This is a genomic window from Streptomyces wuyuanensis (genome assembly GCF_900103455.1).
Lineage (GTDB): Bacteria > Actinomycetota > Actinomycetes > Streptomycetales > Streptomycetaceae > Streptomyces > Streptomyces wuyuanensis.
The window spans coordinates 1-17,460 of the sequence record NZ_FNHI01000009.1 but is presented as its reverse complement, the minus strand read 5'-3'; the positions used below and the strand labels follow the sequence as shown (position 1 = coordinate 17,460).

Below are 17,460 nucleotides of genomic sequence, written 5' to 3'. Positions count from 1 at the left end.
GTCCCTCCTCCGATTTGTCCCTACGTGCGAACCCCGCCGGGCACGCCCCGAGCGTACGGGGCGTGCCCGGCGGGCCGTGCCGTCCGGCGGCTCAGTGGCCCGAGCTGTAGTACCCGCCCAACTGGTCGCGGTAGGCCGGGTCGCCGAGGTGCTTGTCCTTGTCGAACTCCGGCGCGGCCTTGATCTCGTCCTTCGTGCGGGACACGATGATCCGCTTCTCGTCGTGGTCGACGATCGTGATGGTGCCGGCCGGCAGCAGCACCTCCTTGCCGAAGATCCACACCCCGGTGTCGACGACGATGTACTGGGAGCCGACCTCGTTGGAGTGCTTGTCGACCTTGCCGATGTCCCCGTCGGTCGCCTCCACCCGATAACCCGTCAGGTCGTCGTCGCGGTTGTGCCCGCTGGTCGGTACGTAGGCCCACATGTGCTCGCTCACCGGTGCTCCTCACCTCGCGATGTTTCCCGGCATCTTCCTGGGCGGACGGGAATACCGGGATGAAACTCGCTTTCCCGTCCCCGGCCATCCGCTTGCCCCCCTTTCCGGGCGTCACACATAGCGGCCCGGCGGGGAGGCGGGTGAGGGCGGGCTCGGAGCGGGTGAGTGAGCGCGTGGAGGGGGCGGGGGACGGGAGCCCTGCCGCCGACCCGCCGACCGGAGGATGCCATCCGGTCGTGTGGCCTCCGGCATGACGCGTACGTCCGACGGTCCCCGAGGTCCGACCGGTCTACGACGTCCGACCGGTCCAGACGTCAGACGGGTCGGCGACGTCCGGCTGGTCTACGACGTCCGGCTGGTCCACGAGGTCCGGCTGGTCCGCGACGTCCGACCGCTCCGCCTGGCGCCGCGGCCGGACGGCCCGCCCGGGCCGCAGGGCAGGGGCGGAAATCGCCCACCGGGCACTTCGGTTCTCGTACTCGCCCTGTCACAGCTCGTCGTCGGGCGGCTCGCCGCTGTCCTCCTCGAACACCACGTGCACGGCCGCCTCCTCCGCGCCGGCGGCTCCGGCGTCGATGCCCACGTCGGAGGCGTAGAGCTGCTTGTCCGTGTCCGGTCGGGTTCCCTCGTCGGGGGCGACGAGTCGCCCCGCGCGCCAGGAGCCGACCTCGTCGTCGATCGGCTCGCCCTCGCCGCCCGGGAGGTCGCCGATGCCGTCCCAGTCGTCCGCCGCGACCTCGGGGAGTTCCTCGGCCAGCCGCTGGTCGAGCGTCTCTCCCTCGCGCTGCTCCGCGCCCGTCGTACCGACCTTGTTCACGCCGAACGGCCTCTCGGGCGGGGAGTAGCCCTGGTCGAGGATCTCGTCGTAGTCCGGCTCGTCCAGGGCGTCCTCGAGGTCCAAGTGGGCCGCGTCCCCCTGTTCCTCGTTGCCACCCACCGGTTGGTAGACGTCGTCCGCCCTGTCTTCGCTCATGGTCTTCTCGCTCCGCGGAGCTCCGATCTGCGGAGGACGTGCACTCCGGTCAGAGCGCCTGCTCGTCGTTCACGGCTCAGTGGCCCGTCTTGGGTGATTCCGCTGTCCGGGCGCGGAGCGCACGGTCCGTCCTGCCGAGGTCCACGCGGTTTCCGTGCCCTATGCGCAAGCCTAGGCAAGGTCACGCCCGACGGCCTGTCGATCTCACGGCGTCGCCGGTGCCGCACGGTGGGTGCCCGCCGGGTGAGCGGCCGCGCGCCGACGGCGAGGCCGCCGAGGTCCGGGGTGCGGTGGCCGTGGCCGGGTGGGGTCGCCGGCGCCCAGGGCGGTGCCCCGAACCGGAATCGGCAGGAATGCGCCGGTATTTCCCCGGTGATAGCCGGTGCTTCGGGGGATCAGCGGTGGCCCCGTGCTCCCGAACGGGACCCTCTGAAGGATCAGATGAGGAGCGGGTTAGCATATGAGCACCGCCTAGCTCGAAAGATAAATCTGTGACTGTCAACGAGGACTCGTTCACAAACTGGAAGCATCGCGAGGAGATCGCGGAGTCGATGATCCCGATCATCGGGAAGCTGCACCGTGAGCGGGACGTCACCGTCCTGCTGCACAGCCGCTCCCTGGTGAACAAGTCGGTGGTCAGCATCCTCAAGACCCACCGCTTCGCCCGCCAGATCGCCGGTGAGGAGCTCTCGGTCACCGAGACGCTGCCCTTCCTGCAGGCCCTCGCCGCGCTCGATCTGGGGCCCTCCCAGATCGACATCGGCATGCTCGCCGCGACGTACCGGACGGACGACCGCGGTCTCTCGGTGGAGGAGTTCACCGCGGAGGCCGTCGCGGGCGCCACCGGCGACAACAAGATCGAGCGCCGTCAGCCGCGCGACGTCGTGCTCTACGGCTTCGGCCGCATCGGCCGGCTCGTCGCCCGCCTGCTCATCGAGAAGGCCGGCTCCGGCAACGGTCTGCGGCTGCGCGCCATCGTCGTCCGCCGGGGCGGTGAGCAGGACATCGTCAAGCGTGCGTCGCTGCTGCGCCGGGACTCGATCCACGGCCAGTTCCAGGGCACGATCACCGTCGACGAGGCGAACAGCACGATCATCGCCAACGGCAACGAGATCAAGGTCATCTACGCGGGCGACCCGTCGGAGGTCGACTACACGGCGTACGGCATCAAGGACGCCATCCTCATCGACAACACGGGCAAGTGGCGGGACCGCGAGGGCCTGTCGACGCACCTCCGCCCCGGCATCGACAAGGTCGTCCTGACCGCCCCCGGCAAGGGCGACGTCCCGAACATCGTGCACGGCGTCAACCACGACACGATCAAGCCGGACGAGCAGATCCTGTCCTGCGCCTCCTGCACCACCAACGCGATCGTCCCGCCGCTGAAGGCCATGGCGGACGAGTACGGTGTCCTGCGCGGCCACGTGGAGACCGTCCACTCGTTCACCAACGACCAGAACCTGCTGGACAACTACCACAAGGCCGACCGCCGCGGCCGTTCCGCGCCGCTCAACATGGTCATCACCGAGACCGGCGCCGCCTCGGCGGTGGCCAAGGCGCTGCCCGACCTCAAGGCGCCGATCACCGGCAGCTCGATCCGCGTCCCGGTCCCGGACGTCTCGATCGCGATCCTCAGCCTGCGGCTCGGCCGCGAGACCACCCGCGAGGAAGTCCTGGACTACCTCCGCCATGTGTCGCTGACCTCGCCGCTCAAGCGCCAGATCGACTTCATCACAGCCCCCGACGCGGTCTCCAACGACTTCATCGGCTCGCGCCACGCGTCGATCGTCGACGCCGGGGCCACGAAGGTCGACGGCGACAACGCGATCCTCTACCTCTGGTACGACAACGAGTTCGGCTACTCGTGCCAGGTGATCCGTGTCGTCCAGCACGTCTCCGGCGTGGAGTACCCGACCTACCCGGCGCCGGTCGCCTGACCGCCGTGATCTGACCCGGTCGTCCTGCCCCGGACATCCGGGCCGTGGGACGGACCGATCCGTGTCCCGGAGGGCGGAGTACTCCGCCCTCCGGGACAGTCGTTTCCGGTCGGCCAGGCCGTGTCGGACGAATCCCGCTCCGCCCTGCGGGCGGACGGCGGCGCTGTTTGCCGGACACGGCCCCGGCAGCGCCGTCGCGCGGGCCGTCAGGGCCTCTCCGGCCGGCCGTCACCGTAGAGCCAGACGTCCCACAGTGCGCCGAGGTCCTTGCCCGACTCCCGCTCCACGTACGCCGTGAAGTCGTGCGTGGAGGCGTTCCCGTGGCGGTGGGTCCGTGCCCAGCCGCGCAGGACGGAGAAGAACGTGGCGTCGCCGACCGCCTCGCGGACCTTCTGCAGCGTCATCGCGCCGCGTTCGTAGACCGGGTCCCCGAGGAGCTGCCCGGCCTCGGGCTGGTCGGCGGGCGGGAAGGCCCAGTTGTCCTCGGAGTCGAAAGCGTCCTCGAAGCTCGCGCGGACGGGAGTGTCCTCGAACTCCTCCAGGTAGAGCCACTCCGCGTAGGTCGCGAAGCCCTCGCTCAGCCAGACGTCCCGCCACGTCCTGGGCGTGACGGAGTCGCCGTACCACTGGTGGGCCAGTTCGTGCACGAGCGTCGCCGCGTCGAACGAGTCCTCCGTGAAGACGGAGCGGCTCTGCGTCTCCAGTGCGTAGTCCGCGTCGCCCTCGCGTTCGACGATCACGCCGGTCGAGGAGAAGGGGTACGGGCCGAACTTCCGCACGGACCACTCCGTGAGCTCGGGGACGCGGTTCACCAACTCGCCGACGCGCGGGGCGACCGTCTTGTCCACCGCGGTGTGCACGGGCACTCCGGCCGCCCCGGGCCGGGACCGCGTGATCTCGTACGCACCGATGCCGACGGTGGCGAGATACGTCGCCATGGGCTGTGCGGAATGCCAGGCGAACGTGGTGCGCCTGCCGTCGGCGGTGGGGCGCTGGGAACGCAACTCTCCGTTGGAGACGGCGGAAAGCCCCTCGGGGACCGTGACGGAGATGTCGTACGTCGCCTTGTCGCCGGGGTGGTGGTTGCCCGGGAACCAGGTCATGGAGCCCTTCGGCTGCCCGAGCGCGATCGCGCCGTCCGCGGTTCGCAGCCAGCCTTCGCGGGTGTCGTCGGAATCGGTGAGCGTGCCCGGCGTTCCGCCGTAGCGGACCACGGCGCGGAAGGTGTCGCCCCTGCGGACGTCGCGGGCGGGGCGGAGGGTCAGTTCGTCGCCCGCCCGGGTGACGCCGGCGGGCGCCCCGTCGACGGCCGCGGAGCGCACGGTGAGGCCGTGGAGGTCGAGATTGAAGGCGCTGAGGTCCTGGCCGGCGCGCGCGGTGATCTCCGCGGTGCCGGTGAGCACGTGCGACTCCGGTCCGTAGTCGATCGTGAGCGCGTAGTGCCGGACGTCGTATCCGCCGTTGCCCAGAGTGGGGAAGTAGGGGTCGCGCGCACCCGCGGCGCCCGGAGTGCCGTGGGTTCCGGTGTGGTCCTCGGCCGCGCCGGTCACGGGCGCGCCGCCGAGGACGATCAGGGCGGCGGCGGCCGGAGCCAGGCTGCGAAGAGCGAACCGCGGATACACAAATGCGATGATATGGGGCGAAAGTTCAATCTTCCACCGCAGTCGCGACGGGACCCCGGCGACCGTCACCGCCCCCAGGCGTCACGTTCCACCGGGCCGAGCCGGGGCGACCGCGGGGCCTCGTGCTTCGCCGGGCCGCGCGGGGGCGGCCGGACTACCGTGGTCGTGTATGAGCCGCTGGGTACCGCTGGATTCGGCACCCCGCCTCGCAGGCGTGGTGGCCCTCGGAGCCGTGGCCGGTGTCTGCGTCGGGCTGTCGACCGATCCTGAGCTGGGTGTGCTGGCCGGTATCGCCGTCTCCCAACTGCTGTTCGTCCTGGCCGGCTGGGCCGTGCTGTGGCCGATGGACGCCGCCTCCACGCACCTCAACGCGCGACGCGAGGACTTCCGGCCCGTCACGGAGGAACTCGCCGTCGTCGCGGTGTCCCTCTGCGGACTCGTCGCGATCGTGCTGCTGCTCCTGCGCGGCGAGTCCGACACCGCACACGCCGCGACCGCACTGTGCGGTGTGTTCACGGCCTGGGCCGCCCTGCACCCGATGTACGCCACTCGATACGCCTACGTGTACTACGAGAACGCGGGCGGAATCGACTTCAATTCACAACACCCGCCGGCGTAGCGGGACTTCTTCTACTTCGGCTACAACCTCGGCATGACCTACCAGGTCTCCGACACCAACGTCTCGAGTTCGACGATCCGCGCGATCGTGCTGCGGCACCCGCTCTTGTCGTACCTCTTCGGCACCAGCATTCTCGCCACCGCCATCAACCTCGTCGTGGGAATCGTCGGCGGCTGACGACGGTCGGCATTCACACGGGCCCGCGCATTCCGGCGACGGCCCTCTTGAACCGGGGCGCGGGCGGTACGGATGACGAGTCGGCCGACGACGCGCAGGATGAGAAGAGCGACACATCGGGCGCACGCGTACGACGGGCGCCCGGGTGTGCGCCGGAAGGAGGGCTTACGCATGACGCACCACAAGCCGAACAGAGCGGTCGAGGGCGACCCGGACCACGGTCACAGCAGGGGAATGCCCCGGCGGCCCGACGAGGACGAACTCGAACAGCGCACGGTGCGCGACCGGGAGGAAGCGGGTCTGCCCGCGCGGGCGCCGGAGGACCCGGAAGCCGAGTACCGGGCGGCGCAGGACGAGATCGACCGTGAGGTGGACGCGGGCGAACTCCCGACGGGCGAAGCGGCGAAGAAGGACCGCGACCCCTACCCGCCGACCCGGTACGAGCGCTGAGGCCGAGCCCGGCCGGACAACAGGCACGTTCGCAGGACCAGCCCCGCTGCCGGATCGGCCTCGTCGCCCACACCGGGGCAGGCCCTACCCCCCGGCGGCACGCACAGTCCGATGCCGTCGGCGCGTTGGGGCTGCCCCGGGAGGCGGGTCGCCGCCCCCGTCCGTCGGTGGCGCGGTCCGTTTCCGTCCGCATGGCATCGTGTGACCCACCGGCATAGCCTGGAACGAGTGCCGACTTTCCGCCCACGCCCCGGTGGCGTAAGGGGTGAGACCGTGAATGCCTCCGATGACGGCCGGGATGGGCCGGCGCCCCGCGTAGGGCCCGTACCCGCGGAGGAACCGCACTTCCGCCCGTACCAGCACCCCGCCGCGGGCTGGGGCGCCGCCAAGAGCGTGGGCCGTGTGCTGTTCCGCGAGCGTGCCCTGGTCGACGGTCCACGCGCGATCATGCGGATGAACCACGAGAACACCGGCTTCGACTGCCCGGGATGCGCGTGGCCGGACGACACCAAGGGCCTGCGCCTGGACATCTGCGAGAACGGCATCAAGCACGTCACCTGGGAGATGACCCACAAGCGGGTCGGAGCGGAGTTCTTCGCCGCCCACTCGGTGACGGAACTGTTCGGCTGGAGCGATTTCGACCTGGAGGACCAGGGCCGGCTCACCGAACCGATGGTCTACGACCCGGAATCGGACCACTACGTCCCGATCGCCTGGCACGACGCCTTCGAGTTGGCCGGCACCGCCCTGCGCGAACTGGACCACCCCGACCAGGCGTCGTTCTACACCTCCGGCCGTCTGGGCAACGAGGCCACGTTCCTCTACCAGCTGCTTGCCAGGGAGCTGGGGACGAACAACCTGCCGGACTGCTCCAACATGTGCCACGAGGCCAGCGGACGTGCGCTGCAGGCATCACTGGGCACGGGCAAGGGCACCGTCGACCTCAAGGACTGGGAGACCACCGACGCGCTGTTCATCATGGGCGTCAACGCCGCCTCCAACGCGCCCAGAATGCTCACCGCGCTGGCCGAGGCGTACCACCGAGGCGCCCAGATCGTTCACATCAATCCGCTGGTGGAGGCGGCCGCCACCCGCACCATCGTGCCGCACGACTTCACGGACATGGCCCTGTTCAAGCCGACGCGTACCAGCACCCTGAACCTGCAGCCGCGCATCGGCGGTGACATGGCCCTGCTGCGCGGCATCTCCAAGGCGGTCCTGGAGCAGGCGAAGAGCGACCCCAAAGCCCTCGACCAGGAGTTCGTCGACCGTTACACAGCGGGGTTCGACGCGTACCGGGCCCTGTGCGAGGAGACCCCCTGGAGCGAGATCGAGCGTCAGTCCGGCGTCGACCGCGAGGACATCCTCAAGGCGGCGCGCGTGTACCACGACGCCGACCGGAGCATCGTCAGCTGGTGCCTGGGCATCAGCCAGCACGAACACGGTGTCGACACCGTCCGCGAGATCGTCAACGTCCTGCTGCTGCGCGGCAACCTGGGGCGCGAGGGAGCAGGACCGTCCCCCGTACGGGGCCACAGCAACGTCCAGGGCAACCGCACGTGCGGCATCGACCACCGCCCCGCCGAGGACTTCCTGAGGCGCCTCGCCGACGTCTGCGGGATCGACCCACCACACGCCCACGGCCTGGACACCGTCGGCACCATCGAGGCGATGCGACGCGGCGACGTGAAGGTCTTCGTCGGCATGGGCGGCAACTTCGCCCTCGCCGCGCCGGACACCCCGTACACCTGGGAAGCACTGCGCAAGTGCGACCTCACCGTGCAGGTGAGCACCAAACTCAACCGCAGCCATCTCGTCCACGGCCGCCGGGCCCTCATCCTCCCGTGCCTGGGCCGCACCGAGAAGGACCACCAGCGCCACGGAATCCAGAGCACCTCGGTCGAGGACTCGATGAGCATGGTCCACCTGTCCGTGGGCATGAAGCGTCCCGCCTCGAAGCGTCTGCTGTCCGAGCCCGCGATCGTCGCCGGGATCGCCCGCGCGGCCCTCCCTGACAGCTCCACGCCCTGGGAGTGGTACATCGAGGACTACGATCGCGTCCGCGACACCATGGCCCGGGTCCTGGACGGTTTCGAGGACTTCAACCGCCGTGTGCGCCTGCCGCTCGGCTTCCGGATCAAGCAGCCCGCCCGCGAACTGGTCTTCCTCACGCCGTCGGGACGCGCGGAGTTCTCCACCGCGCCCCTGCCCGACGTGGTTCCCGACCGCGGCACTCTCGCGCTGGGCACCATGCGCTCACACGACCAGTGGAACACGACGATCTACTCGGACGACGACCGCTACCGGGGCGTCAGGAACCTGCGCACGCTCGTCTTCATGAACGAGGACGACATGCGCGAGCGCGGCATCTCCGAGTTCGATCCCGTCGACATCACCAGCACCGCCAAAGACGGCAGCCACCGCCGTCTCAGCGGCTACCTCGCCGTCCCCTACGACATTCCCCGCGGCTGCGCGGCCGGCTACATGCCGGAGATGAACGTGCTGTGCGCGATCTGCGACTACAGCACCCAGAGCGACCAGCCGCTCATGAAGCACGTCAGGGTCACCGTGGCCCCCGCCGCCTGAAGGCCCGCGGGAAACGGCCGCCGGAGCGGACGTCCTCTCGCGGCGTGTCGCCCCGGCGTAGTTCGGTTGTGTCCGGGCATCCTCCGGCGCGGGACGCCTGACCGCCGCGCCCGGTCACCGAGGCGCCCCGAACTGCTCCCGCCGGACCGTGACGGCCCAGCCGTTGCCGAAGCCGGAGGCGCCGCTCCTCACCTGAACGCGAGAACATGACCGATCCGAAGAGATCGCCCCATGTGGAACGAAATGCTCCACAGCGGCGCTGTCTCCTGCATCGGCCGGTTCGAGACGCGCAGGCGTTCCGCCCTTGCCGGCCGTGCGGCAACCACCACGGACGACGCGTTCCGAAACCGGAGGTCTCGTATGACTGTGCATCACGGCGGGGGGAGAGAAACAGTGTGACATTGTTTCTCGGCACGTGGCGTGCCGTCGATCGGTGCCGTGACTTCGGGCCTGCACGCAATCGGGCGCCGATGGATTGTGAAGCGAGAAAACACCAGCTCAGCGCGTTGTCAGCGACATGTGTGCAGAATGCACGTACCCCGCTCCGCTTCTGTACGGGAGCGAGATATAGTGTTTCCGAGGGATCAGGTGGGCCACTTCGAACGTCATCTCGCTCCTGCTCGGCGGACCGGTTCGGCCGTTGTGATGCTGCACCTGAGCGCACACGTTTCGCCCCTCCCGGCGCGTTGTGACGCGCCCCGCACTCTGGTGCACACCGACGACTCACACCACCTGGAGGACCTGGTGGACGCCAGCGACGAGTACGCACCCGGCCCGACCGGCACCGAAGCATTTCTGTACTGGGAAGCCCACCGCCGCGCCGCCTGCCGCCGGGCCGCCGCGTTCGCCGGACGCGTCGCCGGGCTGAGCGAGGCGCAGAGGACCGAGATCGAGTGGTGGTACGTGGAGGAGCAGCTCCAGCTCTGCCGGAAGATGAGACGGCACATCACCGAGCACTTCACCTCGATCGAGCGGCACCACGCCAGGCGCTACGCGCGACTGCGCCGGGCCGCGTACGCCGTGACGACTCTCGTCGGCATGGTGATGGCGGGCGTGTGCGGTGTGCTGCTCCTGAGCGGCATCGGCTGACCGACCGGCCGACGGGTGCGGCATCCGTACTCATCTCGTGGCCGGTCGGGCTCGGCACCGCCCGCACGACGCCGCAGTACACACTATTGCGTCATGCCACCGACTTCCCGGGCGGGGCGGTGGGCGTAGTGGTTCGCGCACGCAGGGCAGCGACGCCACAGCTCAGCCCCGAGTGTGTTGGGCCGGCGAGGCAGCTGAAATGACACTGTCCCCGACAACGTGTTGACCGGCGACCGGGGTGCGTGCGCGGCGGGCACAATGTTTGGTAGGCTGATCACAGCGTTCCGGACGCCGTTCGCACGATCCCCGTGAGAGCGTCCGAAGCGCATCGACACCTGCTGCGTAGAGCCGAGCGGGTGGAGTGGTCCGGGCGTCACCGCATCCCCCGTCGGTGGCGCCCGGAGCCATGTCGGCGGGCCTGCCGGTGCGAGGAACAGCGCATGCCGGCGTCCGCGGCCGGTGGTTCTACGACCGCTCGGCCACCGTGCGGCGCCCTGTCACTCGCCGGACAGGCGGAGATCCCCGGACCGGCGCCTCAGCGCTGCAGGAACGACGGCGCCGCCGGGGCGGGTCCCAGGGTCGTCGTGCCCGGCGCCGCGCGATGGCCCAGGCCCGTCCGGTAGGCGTCCAGCGCGGCCTCCGTGCGGCCGCCGCGTCGCAGCAGGTCGCCCAGGAGCCGGCACAGATCGGCGAGGTCTCCGCTGGCCCCGCTGCGTTCGAGAAGCCCCAGGGCCAGGACGTAGTGCTCCTCGGCGACATCGGCGTCGCCGCGTTCCTCCGAGATCAGCCCGAGCAGGCGGTGCGCTCCGCCCGCGTGCACCGCGCCGTGCTGGTCGCCCAGTTCGAGCAGTGCGGTGAGCAGCTCGGCAGCCTCGTCGAGCCGTCCCAGGCGTCGCAGCACATCGGCCAGTTCGACTTCCACCTGGGCGGCGAAGAGCACGGCACGCTTGGCGGTCAGCATGTCCCGTGCGGTCCGGAGTTCCTGCTCGGCGAGGTCCAGTTCGCCGTCCTGCGCCTGGACGTATCCGCGCATCCAGTGGCAGTGCGCCAGATCGGTCCGCAGCCGCAGTTGCCGGTAGATGGTCTGCGCCTTTGCGAGGGAGGCGTCGGCATCGGCCGTGCGGCCCTCCGCGAGGAAGGTGCGGGCCACCTGCCGGTGCATCCCCGCGACCAGCGCCGGATCGTCGACCTGCGGGGCCAGGGCCAGGGCGAGTTCGGCGGCATGGGCCGCGCGGGCGTGGGCGCCCATGTCGATGTACGGACCGATGATGGCCGCGTACAGCAGGACGAGGGCCTCGGGATCGGCCAGACCGCTCCCGTTCAGCTCGTCGATCGTGGCTTCGAGGAGGTAGCAGGCATAGCGCAGTTCACCGGCGAGCAGGTGCGCGACGGCGCGTCCCCGGACCGCGCGCGCCCGGCGGGGCAGCGGTTCGTCGCCGAGGAGCCGTTCCGCCGCCTCGAAGTGCCTTCTCGCGTTGTCCAGCTGTCCCGTCTCCAGCGCGCATTCGCCGAGCCCGAGCAGTGCTTCTGCCTGTTCGGCGGGGAGCTCCAGGTGCTCGGCGTCGGTGAGGAGCCGGCGGTAGCCCACGGCGGCCTGCTCGGCGGAGCCGGTGGCCAGCTCGCGCTGGGCGTCGGTGAGGGCGAGCCGGAGTTCGGTGGCGAGATGGGCGGGGCGGCCGGTGGAGAGCTCCTCGAAGGACGTGCCGAGCCGGTCGGCGAGGAAGCGCAGCGCCGTCTCGGACGGCCGCACCTTCCCCGCCTCGAGGGTGGAGATGTAGGCGGGGGTGTACGAGGGCTCGGCAAGCTGACGCTGCGTCAGGCCGAGGTGCGCGCGCAGCCGCTGCACTCGGCGGCCGATCTCGGCCGGTTCGTCCATCGGATCCCCTGGGTTGCTCGAAGTCCCCATTATTCAGGGGTAGTAGACCATTGCGCAGCTTCCTCGCCCACGCCTAGTTTAAGCACTCCGTTAAACGTGCTTGTTCGGATACTTGATTCCGGTGACAGGGGGAGGCTTCCATGCGCTCGGTTTGCCGCAGGGTCATGGCGACGGCCGGTGCCGCCGCCGTTCTCACGGCGGTGCTGGCCGCGCCCGGTGCCGCCGCCGATCCGGTGGACACCACCGGATCGGGCGTCGAGGTGGAGATCCCGGGACCCGAGCACGGCGACGCCGCCGGGTCGGGCCGTACGCGGGTACCGCGCGACGGACGGGACCGGCCCTCCCCGAGGCTCTCCGCGGCGGAGCGGACCGCGGACGGCGCCGTAACCAAGCTGATCGACAACGGCTCCACCGGCGATCGCCTGGACATCGTCGTCATCGGTGACGGCTACACGGCCGACGAACTCGACCGGTTCCACGTCGACGCCGAGGAGATGTGGGCCGAACTCGCCGCCGTCGAGCCGTACACGACGTACCAGGGCCTCTTCAACGTCTGGACGGTCGACGCCGTCTCGAACCAGTCGGGCGTCGCGGGCGACCCGGGGCCCGACGCCGTACGGGACACGGCCCTCGGCTCCTACTTCTGGTGCGACGACATCGAACGGCTGCTCTGCGTCGACCAGGCCAAGGTCGACGAGTACGTCGCGAAGGCGCCGGAGGCCGACCTCGTGGTGGTACTCGCCAACAGCGCCAAGTACGGGGGCGCGGGATACAACGAGCCGAGCGAGACCCTGGGCTACGAGGGCATCTCGACCGCTTCGGCGGGCAACGAGAAGTCCGGTCAGGTCGCCATACACGAGACCGGCCACTCGCTCGGCAAGCTCGCCGACGAGTACTTCTACCCCGGCTACCCCGGGTTCGAGGAGTACGCGGGGCCCGAGGTCGCCGATTCCAACATCTCGGTGCTGACCGCCGGGGACATGGCCGGGCAGCGCGCCAAGTGGCACCGCTGGCTGGGGGAGGAGTCTCCCGACGGCGGGACGGTCGGCACGTACGAGGGCGGGGGCTACTTCGTCACGGGGCTGTACCGGCCCACCGACGACTCCCTGATGCGCTCGCTCGGCAAACCGTTCAACCTGCCCGGCGTCGAGGCGATGATCGCCGGCTTCCACCGCCACGCACGGCTCGTCACCGCGGTCACGCCCACGGAGCGTCTGCTACGTCTGCGCGACACCGCGCGGGTCTCCGTCCCGAGGCTCACGGGCGCCGGCGAACGTCCGCTGAGGGTCCGCTGGTACCTGGACGGCAGGGAGCTGAAGCCGCTCGCGGGCCAGACCCGCGTGCGGATGTCGGACCTGCTCCTGTGGCTGCTCGACCTGCGCACGCACAAGCTGTCGGTCACCGTCGAGAACGGTACGCCCGCCGTCCGCGATCCGGAGATCGCGAAGACCCTCAGGTCCACGGTCGGCTGGAACGTCCGGCTCTGACCGCGGCGCTGATCACGGTTCTGGCGGCAGCGCGGATCACGGCTCTGGTTCCGCGGCCGTGACCGCGCGGCCGCTCTCCGGAGGGCGTCCCTCCCGCCGGAGTCCGCGGGGTCCGGGCTCCGGCGCGCAACTCCGTGCCGTCGGCGAACACGTCTCACCCGCCCGGGCGTGCGTCGTGCGGGAAGGGGACGGAATCGCCGCCCTCGGACGCACCGCGGCGGTTCACACGGTCCGCCGCATGGGTGGCGGACGCCGCGCCGCGCAGCCGGCGCAGGGTGTCGGAGACCGCCTCCATGCGCGCGTCGACGGTGTCGAGTGCCTCGCGAAGCATCCGCAGTCGGCCCTCGAGCAGGGCGGCTTCGGTCGCCAGCAGCAAGGCGGCGGCGGCAGGATCGGGGGGTTGGTCGGGGTCTCGGGAAGTCATGCGCCTTCCTTGGGCTCGAGCCGGGAGTCGTGGGGAACCGGTGCGGATCGGCGGCGGACGGCACGCGGGCCGGCCGCGTCCCCGCCGCGAGCGGTGTGGTCGGCCCGTGATCGTCCCGGGCCGTGGACGTGGGCCATGGGGGAAGCCGGTACGGACCTTTCCGCGATACCGGTGTCCGCACCGGGCCGTGCACGAAGGCGGCGCTGCCCGGACGGTGACGGTGAGCCTTCGGTCAACGGAGGCGAAGGCCGGGCCCGCGCGGTCACCGGCGGTATCCGGGAGCAGGCGGCGCGTGGACGCATGGGTGGTCCCTGTCTCCTGGACACACTCGCTCCCTTCGCCGCCGTGAGGGCTCGCACGGACTCGTGCAAGGCACAACCGGATTGACCGGACAGCCGGGGGAGCTGTGACACCGGGGCGCGGGCGCCGCGTATGCCGGCAGTGGCAGGGCCGAGCCCAGGACGGCCCGGCCCGGTGACGATCGTTGCCGGGAGGTCGCCCAGGGCCCGCCGACCCCGCTCACCGGGCGCCCGACCGGCACACTGCAGGCCCGGCCCGGCGACGGACCGCCGGGCGAGTCGACTTCGAGGTCGCCGAAACATCCTCGCGGTGAGTGAGCAGTGGCAGACCGCTGTCACCACAAGCCCTCCCAACATTCATCGGCAACGGCGATCGTCAGACGATTGGCCGATTTCGTCCCTGTCATCAGCCCTCCGTGAGGGAAATGCAAGGTGACACCGTGTACTCCGGTGCTCACACGGCTGAGATATTGGCAACAACTTGCTGGCAACGCCGTCACAGAACCGGTGCGCTCCCGGTCAGAAGGGCGGACGCGATTGGCGCGGCCGTGCCACTAGGGCCTGTTGTGAAAGTGGATCGTCTGTCAGACCTACCTGGGATGCTCCGAGCATGGAGATGACAGTGCAGCTGACGATCGACTGCTCCGATCCGCAGAGAATGGTGACGTTCTGGGCCGAGGCCCTGGGCTACGTGCCTGAGCCTGCGCCGGGCGGGCACGCCACGTGGCGTGCTTACTGGGCGGCGGTGGGGGTGCCCGAGGCAGAGTTGCCGGCCGGTGCCGGGGACATACCGGAGTCGATCATCGATCCCGCGGGACGTGGACCGAGGGTGTGGTTCCAGCAGGTTCCGGAGCCGAAGGCCGCCAAGAACCGGTGGCACTTCGACCTGAAGGTCGGTGGGGGCCGTGACGTCCCACTGGACGTCCGCACACAGCGGGTCAAGGCCACGGTGGAACGGCTGGTCAAAGCTGGTGCCACCGTGCTGCGGATCAAGGATGAGCCGGACATGGGGCTCTACGCCGCCGCCATGCAGGACCCCGAGGGAAACGAATTCGACGTCGTCTGAGGGCCGTTGCGACGGTGCTGGTCACAACCATTCGTTGATGGCTGCGACCAGCACCGTCGCTTCGTAGCGGACAGCGAGTTTGTCGTACCGGGTGGCCACGGCCCGGTGGCGCTTGAGCCGGTTGATCCCGCACTCGACCGCGTGCCGCTGCTTGTAATCGGTCTTGTCGAACTTCGGTGGCCGACCGCCACGCGAGCCGCGCTTGATGCGGTTGCGGACCCGGTCCGCCGGGACCGGGATCGTGGCCTTGATCCCGCGTCGGCGCAGGTAGAAACGGTTGCTGCGAAAGTCGTACGCCTTGTCGGCCCGCACCCGGTCCGGGCGCTTGCGCGGCCTGCCGAGCCCCAGCCTCGGAACCCGGAGGGCTTCCAGGACCGCTTCGAACTGCGGGGAGTCGCCCCGCTGCCCGGCCGTGATCACGACCGACAAGGGCTTCTGCCCCTGCTCGACCGCGAGATGGATCTTGCTGGTCAGTCCACCGCGGGAGCGTCCGAGGCCGTGGTCGGCCGGCTCGACGAAGATCCCGCCGGGTGGTTCCTTCTGCAGGTCCCCCTTTTCGCCGCCCCAGCGGCGTGCTGGTGGGCCCGGCAGACGGTGGAATCGACGTCGACCTCCCAGGTGATCAGGCCCTTCGCGTCCGCCTCGGCCTGGAGCTGGGTGAGGATCCTCGCCCAGGTGCCGTCCCGCTGCCAGCGCCGGACGGGGGAGGTGTCGCCGGCGAGAGAACCGAGGAACACACGTGCCTCTCCGCCGTCCAGGGGCACCACGCCGGGTACGTGGTGCCGGAAGTCCCGCGCCGTGTGGCGATGCGCCTCGGGCAGGGCGATCCGCAACTGCACGCCGTGCAACGACGTGGTGCGTTGGGTCGACACCTCGGAGTGGCAGATGCCGAAGCCGCCCGTCATGAGGTTCAGTTCACCGGGCCGGACGAGCGCCTGGTTGCCGAGGCTGTCACGATGCTCGATCTCGCCGCTGAACAGCCAGCTCACCGTCTGCAGACCGGTGTGCGGGTGGGGCGCCACCCGCATGCCGCCGGTCAGCGCCACATCGTCGGGACCGTAGTGGTCGGCGAAGCACCAGGCGCCGACGGGTGTGCGTGCCCGCTGGGGCAGTGTGCGCCGTACGGTCATGGCACGAGGGCCGCCCAATGGGACCTCGCGCGAAGTGAGGACCTCGATACTCCGCTCAAGCAGGTCCGAGCCCGCATGCACCGGCTCGGCCGGGCGTTTCTCCGTGTTGCTCACAGGACGCATCCTCATTCTCGCGATGTTCGGGTGGGTAAGGTCGTCGACACCGGACCGACACGGTCGGACGAGTTGACGGACGAAGCGCGGCTTGCGGCTCCGCACGATGTTCTCGGTCACCGCTCTCGGGGCTGTGGGGGCACGGTCACGGATTGCCGGACCATGCCCCGTTCGCCTTCGGCGGGAGGGCGGAGGAATCGGATTCGCGGACCGCACATGCGGCCGGAATGCCTTGCGTGGGCCGAGGTTCACCGGCCACACCGTTGCCACCCTACAGGCCGAAGGAGATCAATCGGCGGCGGTGCTTCACCGTAGCGTCGAGTACCTGATCACAAACAGTGAGCCTTTTCCATCCTCACTCTGAGCTGGCCAGATGCAGGGCGAGGACGGCCCGGACGAGGCTGGTGACGCGGGCGGTCGAGCACCGGAGCTTGCGGAGGAGCCGCCAGGATTTGAGGGTGGCCATGGCCTGCTCGACGAGTGCGCGAATCTTCGCGTGGGACCGGTTGACGGCCTGCTGACCGGTGGAAAGGGTTTCCCAGCGGCCCCAGTAGGGGGTGCGAACGGTCCCGCTGGCACCCCGATATGCCTTGTCCGCCCAGCACTTGATGTCGGCTGCGGCAAGGGCGTCGACGATGCCGTGCTCGCGGGCCGCGCGGACATCGTGGACGGCGCCGGGCAGGGCCGGCGAGGCCCACAGCAGCCGGCCGAAGGGATCCGTGAGGACCTGCAGGTTCATCCCGTGTTTCTTGTGTTTCCCGGAGTAGAAGGGCCGGTCCGCGGCGATGCGGTCGGTCGGCAGGAGTGTGCCGTCGAGGATCACGAACGCCTTCGTCGACGCGACCCGGATCGCGTCGGCCAGGGTGGGCGCGAGGCCTGCCAGGAGTTCGACAGCCTCGGTGGCATACCGGTAGGCGGTCGTGGTTCCGATACCGAATCCGGCCGCGAGCTGGGCATACGTGTTTCCCATCCGCAGGTGGGCGAGTGCGAGCAGGGCCTGGCGGCCGGGGTTCAGACGCCTCCAGCGGGAGCCGATCGCGCGACGGTGCTGCCGCAGACGGGCGGACAGAAAGCGCAGGGCAGAGCTGGACACGTCGACGCCCGAAGGGTAGACAAGCATGCGAAGCCTCTGGTGGAGACGGTTCTCTTGGTCGAAAACCCATCTACCAGGG

General features: G+C 70.0%; 14 protein-coding genes and 1 pseudogene. 7 read left to right on the top strand and 8 right to left on the bottom strand.

The genetic code is table 11. The annotated features are described in order from the left end of the window. Positions 1 to 91: 91 nt before the first annotated feature. Positions 92 to 439, bottom strand: a complete 348-nt coding sequence (locus tag BLT82_RS14720) for a ribosome maturation factor RimM (RefSeq protein WP_093654823.1) — start codon at positions 437 to 439, stop codon at positions 92 to 94. A 487-nt stretch (positions 440 to 926) separates the two neighbouring features. Then, positions 927 to 1,412 carry a DUF5709 domain-containing protein gene (locus BLT82_RS14715; RefSeq protein ID WP_093654821.1) on the bottom strand — a complete coding sequence of 162 codons (486 nt, stop codon included), beginning with the start codon at positions 1,410 to 1,412 and terminating at the stop codon, positions 927 to 929. 491 nt (positions 1,413 to 1,903) lie between these two features. On the opposite strand from BLT82_RS14715, the gene BLT82_RS14710 reads away from it, so the two are divergent. Further along, on the top strand, positions 1,904 to 3,349 hold the full coding sequence (locus BLT82_RS14710; RefSeq protein ID WP_093654819.1) for a glyceraldehyde-3-phosphate dehydrogenase: 1,446 nt from the start codon (positions 1,904 to 1,906) through the stop codon (positions 3,347 to 3,349). Positions 3,350 to 3,555: 206 nt separating this feature from the next. On the opposite strand, the gene BLT82_RS14705 is transcribed toward BLT82_RS14710, so the two are convergent. After that, a complete protein-coding gene (locus BLT82_RS14705) occupies positions 3,556 to 4,971 on the bottom strand; it encodes a M1 family metallopeptidase (protein ID WP_093654817.1) in 1,416 nt (471 codons plus the stop codon). A 169-nt stretch (positions 4,972 to 5,140) separates the two neighbouring features. On the opposite strand from BLT82_RS14705, the pseudogene BLT82_RS14700 reads away from it, so the two are divergent. From BLT82_RS14700 to BLT82_RS14685, 4 genes and pseudogenes are all read left to right on the top strand, one after another. Then, a pseudogene (locus BLT82_RS14700) lies at positions 5,141 to 5,767 on the top strand (DUF1345 domain-containing protein). Positions 5,768 to 5,938: 171 nt separating this feature from the next. Further along, positions 5,939 to 6,217 (top strand): hypothetical protein, encoded by a 279-nt coding sequence (locus tag BLT82_RS14695; RefSeq protein ID WP_093654815.1) that lies wholly within the window; start codon positions 5,939 to 5,941, stop codon positions 6,215 to 6,217. A 273-nt stretch (positions 6,218 to 6,490) separates the two neighbouring features. Continuing rightward, complete coding sequence (locus BLT82_RS14690) at positions 6,491 to 8,803, top strand: FdhF/YdeP family oxidoreductase (RefSeq protein ID WP_093654813.1); 2,313 nt, start codon at positions 6,491 to 6,493, stop codon at positions 8,801 to 8,803. Positions 8,804 to 9,511: 708 nt separating this feature from the next. Continuing rightward, positions 9,512 to 9,892: a hypothetical protein gene (locus BLT82_RS14685; protein ID WP_244291975.1), complete on the top strand. Its 381-nt coding sequence runs from the start codon at positions 9,512 to 9,514 to the stop codon at positions 9,890 to 9,892. Positions 9,893 to 10,427: 535 nt separating this feature from the next. Here BLT82_RS14685 and BLT82_RS14680 read toward each other — a convergent pair. Next, on the bottom strand, positions 10,428 to 11,768 hold the full coding sequence (locus BLT82_RS14680; RefSeq protein ID WP_093654811.1) for a helix-turn-helix domain-containing protein: 1,341 nt from the start codon (positions 11,766 to 11,768) through the stop codon (positions 10,428 to 10,430). A 140-nt stretch (positions 11,769 to 11,908) separates the two neighbouring features. On the opposite strand from BLT82_RS14680, the gene BLT82_RS14675 reads away from it, so the two are divergent. Then, positions 11,909 to 13,255, top strand: coding sequence for a M64 family metallopeptidase (locus BLT82_RS14675; protein WP_244291974.1), 1,347 nt, complete (start codon positions 11,909 to 11,911; stop codon positions 13,253 to 13,255). A gap of 154 nt (positions 13,256 to 13,409) precedes the next feature. On the opposite strand, the gene BLT82_RS14670 is transcribed toward BLT82_RS14675, so the two are convergent. Continuing rightward, a complete protein-coding gene (locus BLT82_RS14670) occupies positions 13,410 to 13,679 on the bottom strand; it encodes a hypothetical protein (RefSeq protein ID WP_093654807.1) in 270 nt (89 codons plus the stop codon). A gap of 909 nt (positions 13,680 to 14,588) precedes the next feature. On the opposite strand from BLT82_RS14670, the gene BLT82_RS14665 reads away from it, so the two are divergent. Further along, positions 14,589 to 15,044 (top strand): VOC family protein, encoded by a 456-nt coding sequence (locus BLT82_RS14665; RefSeq protein ID WP_093654805.1) that lies wholly within the window; start codon positions 14,589 to 14,591, stop codon positions 15,042 to 15,044. Between the two features lie 21 nt (positions 15,045 to 15,065). On the opposite strand, the gene BLT82_RS14660 is transcribed toward BLT82_RS14665, so the two are convergent. The 3 genes from BLT82_RS14660 to BLT82_RS14650 all read right to left on the bottom strand — a co-directional run bounded on the left by BLT82_RS14660 (position 15,066) and on the right by BLT82_RS14650 (position 17,408). Further along, on the bottom strand, positions 15,066 to 15,506 hold the full coding sequence (locus tag BLT82_RS14660; RefSeq protein WP_455431874.1) for a transposase: 441 nt from the start codon (positions 15,504 to 15,506) through the stop codon (positions 15,066 to 15,068). An 8-nt stretch (positions 15,507 to 15,514) separates the two neighbouring features. Beyond that, on the bottom strand, positions 15,515 to 16,288 hold the full coding sequence (locus BLT82_RS14655; RefSeq protein WP_455431873.1) for a pirin family protein: 774 nt from the start codon (positions 16,286 to 16,288) through the stop codon (positions 15,515 to 15,517). Between the two features lie 355 nt (positions 16,289 to 16,643). Beyond that, entirely contained in the window at positions 16,644 to 17,408 is a 765-nt protein-coding gene (locus BLT82_RS14650) for a transposase family protein (protein ID WP_093654803.1), read from the bottom strand. Positions 17,409 to 17,460 lie beyond the last annotated feature (52 nt).

What these genes read in the sequence shown, in the direction of transcription:
- BLT82_RS14670 (WP_093654807.1), bottom strand. Translation starts at nt 13,679, where the DNA reads ATGACTTCCCGAGACCCCGACCAACCCCCCGATCCTGCCGCCGCCGCC.
- BLT82_RS14715 (WP_093654821.1), bottom strand. Translation starts at nt 1,412, where the DNA reads ATGAGCGAAGACAGGGCGGACGACGTCTACCAACCGGTGGGTGGCAAC.
- BLT82_RS14695 (WP_093654815.1), top strand. Translation starts at nt 5,939, where the DNA reads ATGACGCACCACAAGCCGAACAGAGCGGTCGAGGGCGACCCGGACCAC.
- BLT82_RS14680 (WP_093654811.1), bottom strand. Translation starts at nt 11,768, where the DNA reads ATGGACGAACCGGCCGAGATCGGCCGCCGAGTGCAGCGGCTGCGCGCG.
- BLT82_RS14665 (WP_093654805.1), top strand. Translation starts at nt 14,589, where the DNA reads ATGGAGATGACAGTGCAGCTGACGATCGACTGCTCCGATCCGCAGAGA.
- BLT82_RS14650 (WP_093654803.1), bottom strand. Translation starts at nt 17,408, where the DNA reads ATGCTTGTCTACCCTTCGGGCGTCGACGTGTCCAGCTCTGCCCTGCGC.
- BLT82_RS14675 (WP_244291974.1), top strand. Translation starts at nt 11,909, where the DNA reads ATGCGCTCGGTTTGCCGCAGGGTCATGGCGACGGCCGGTGCCGCCGCC.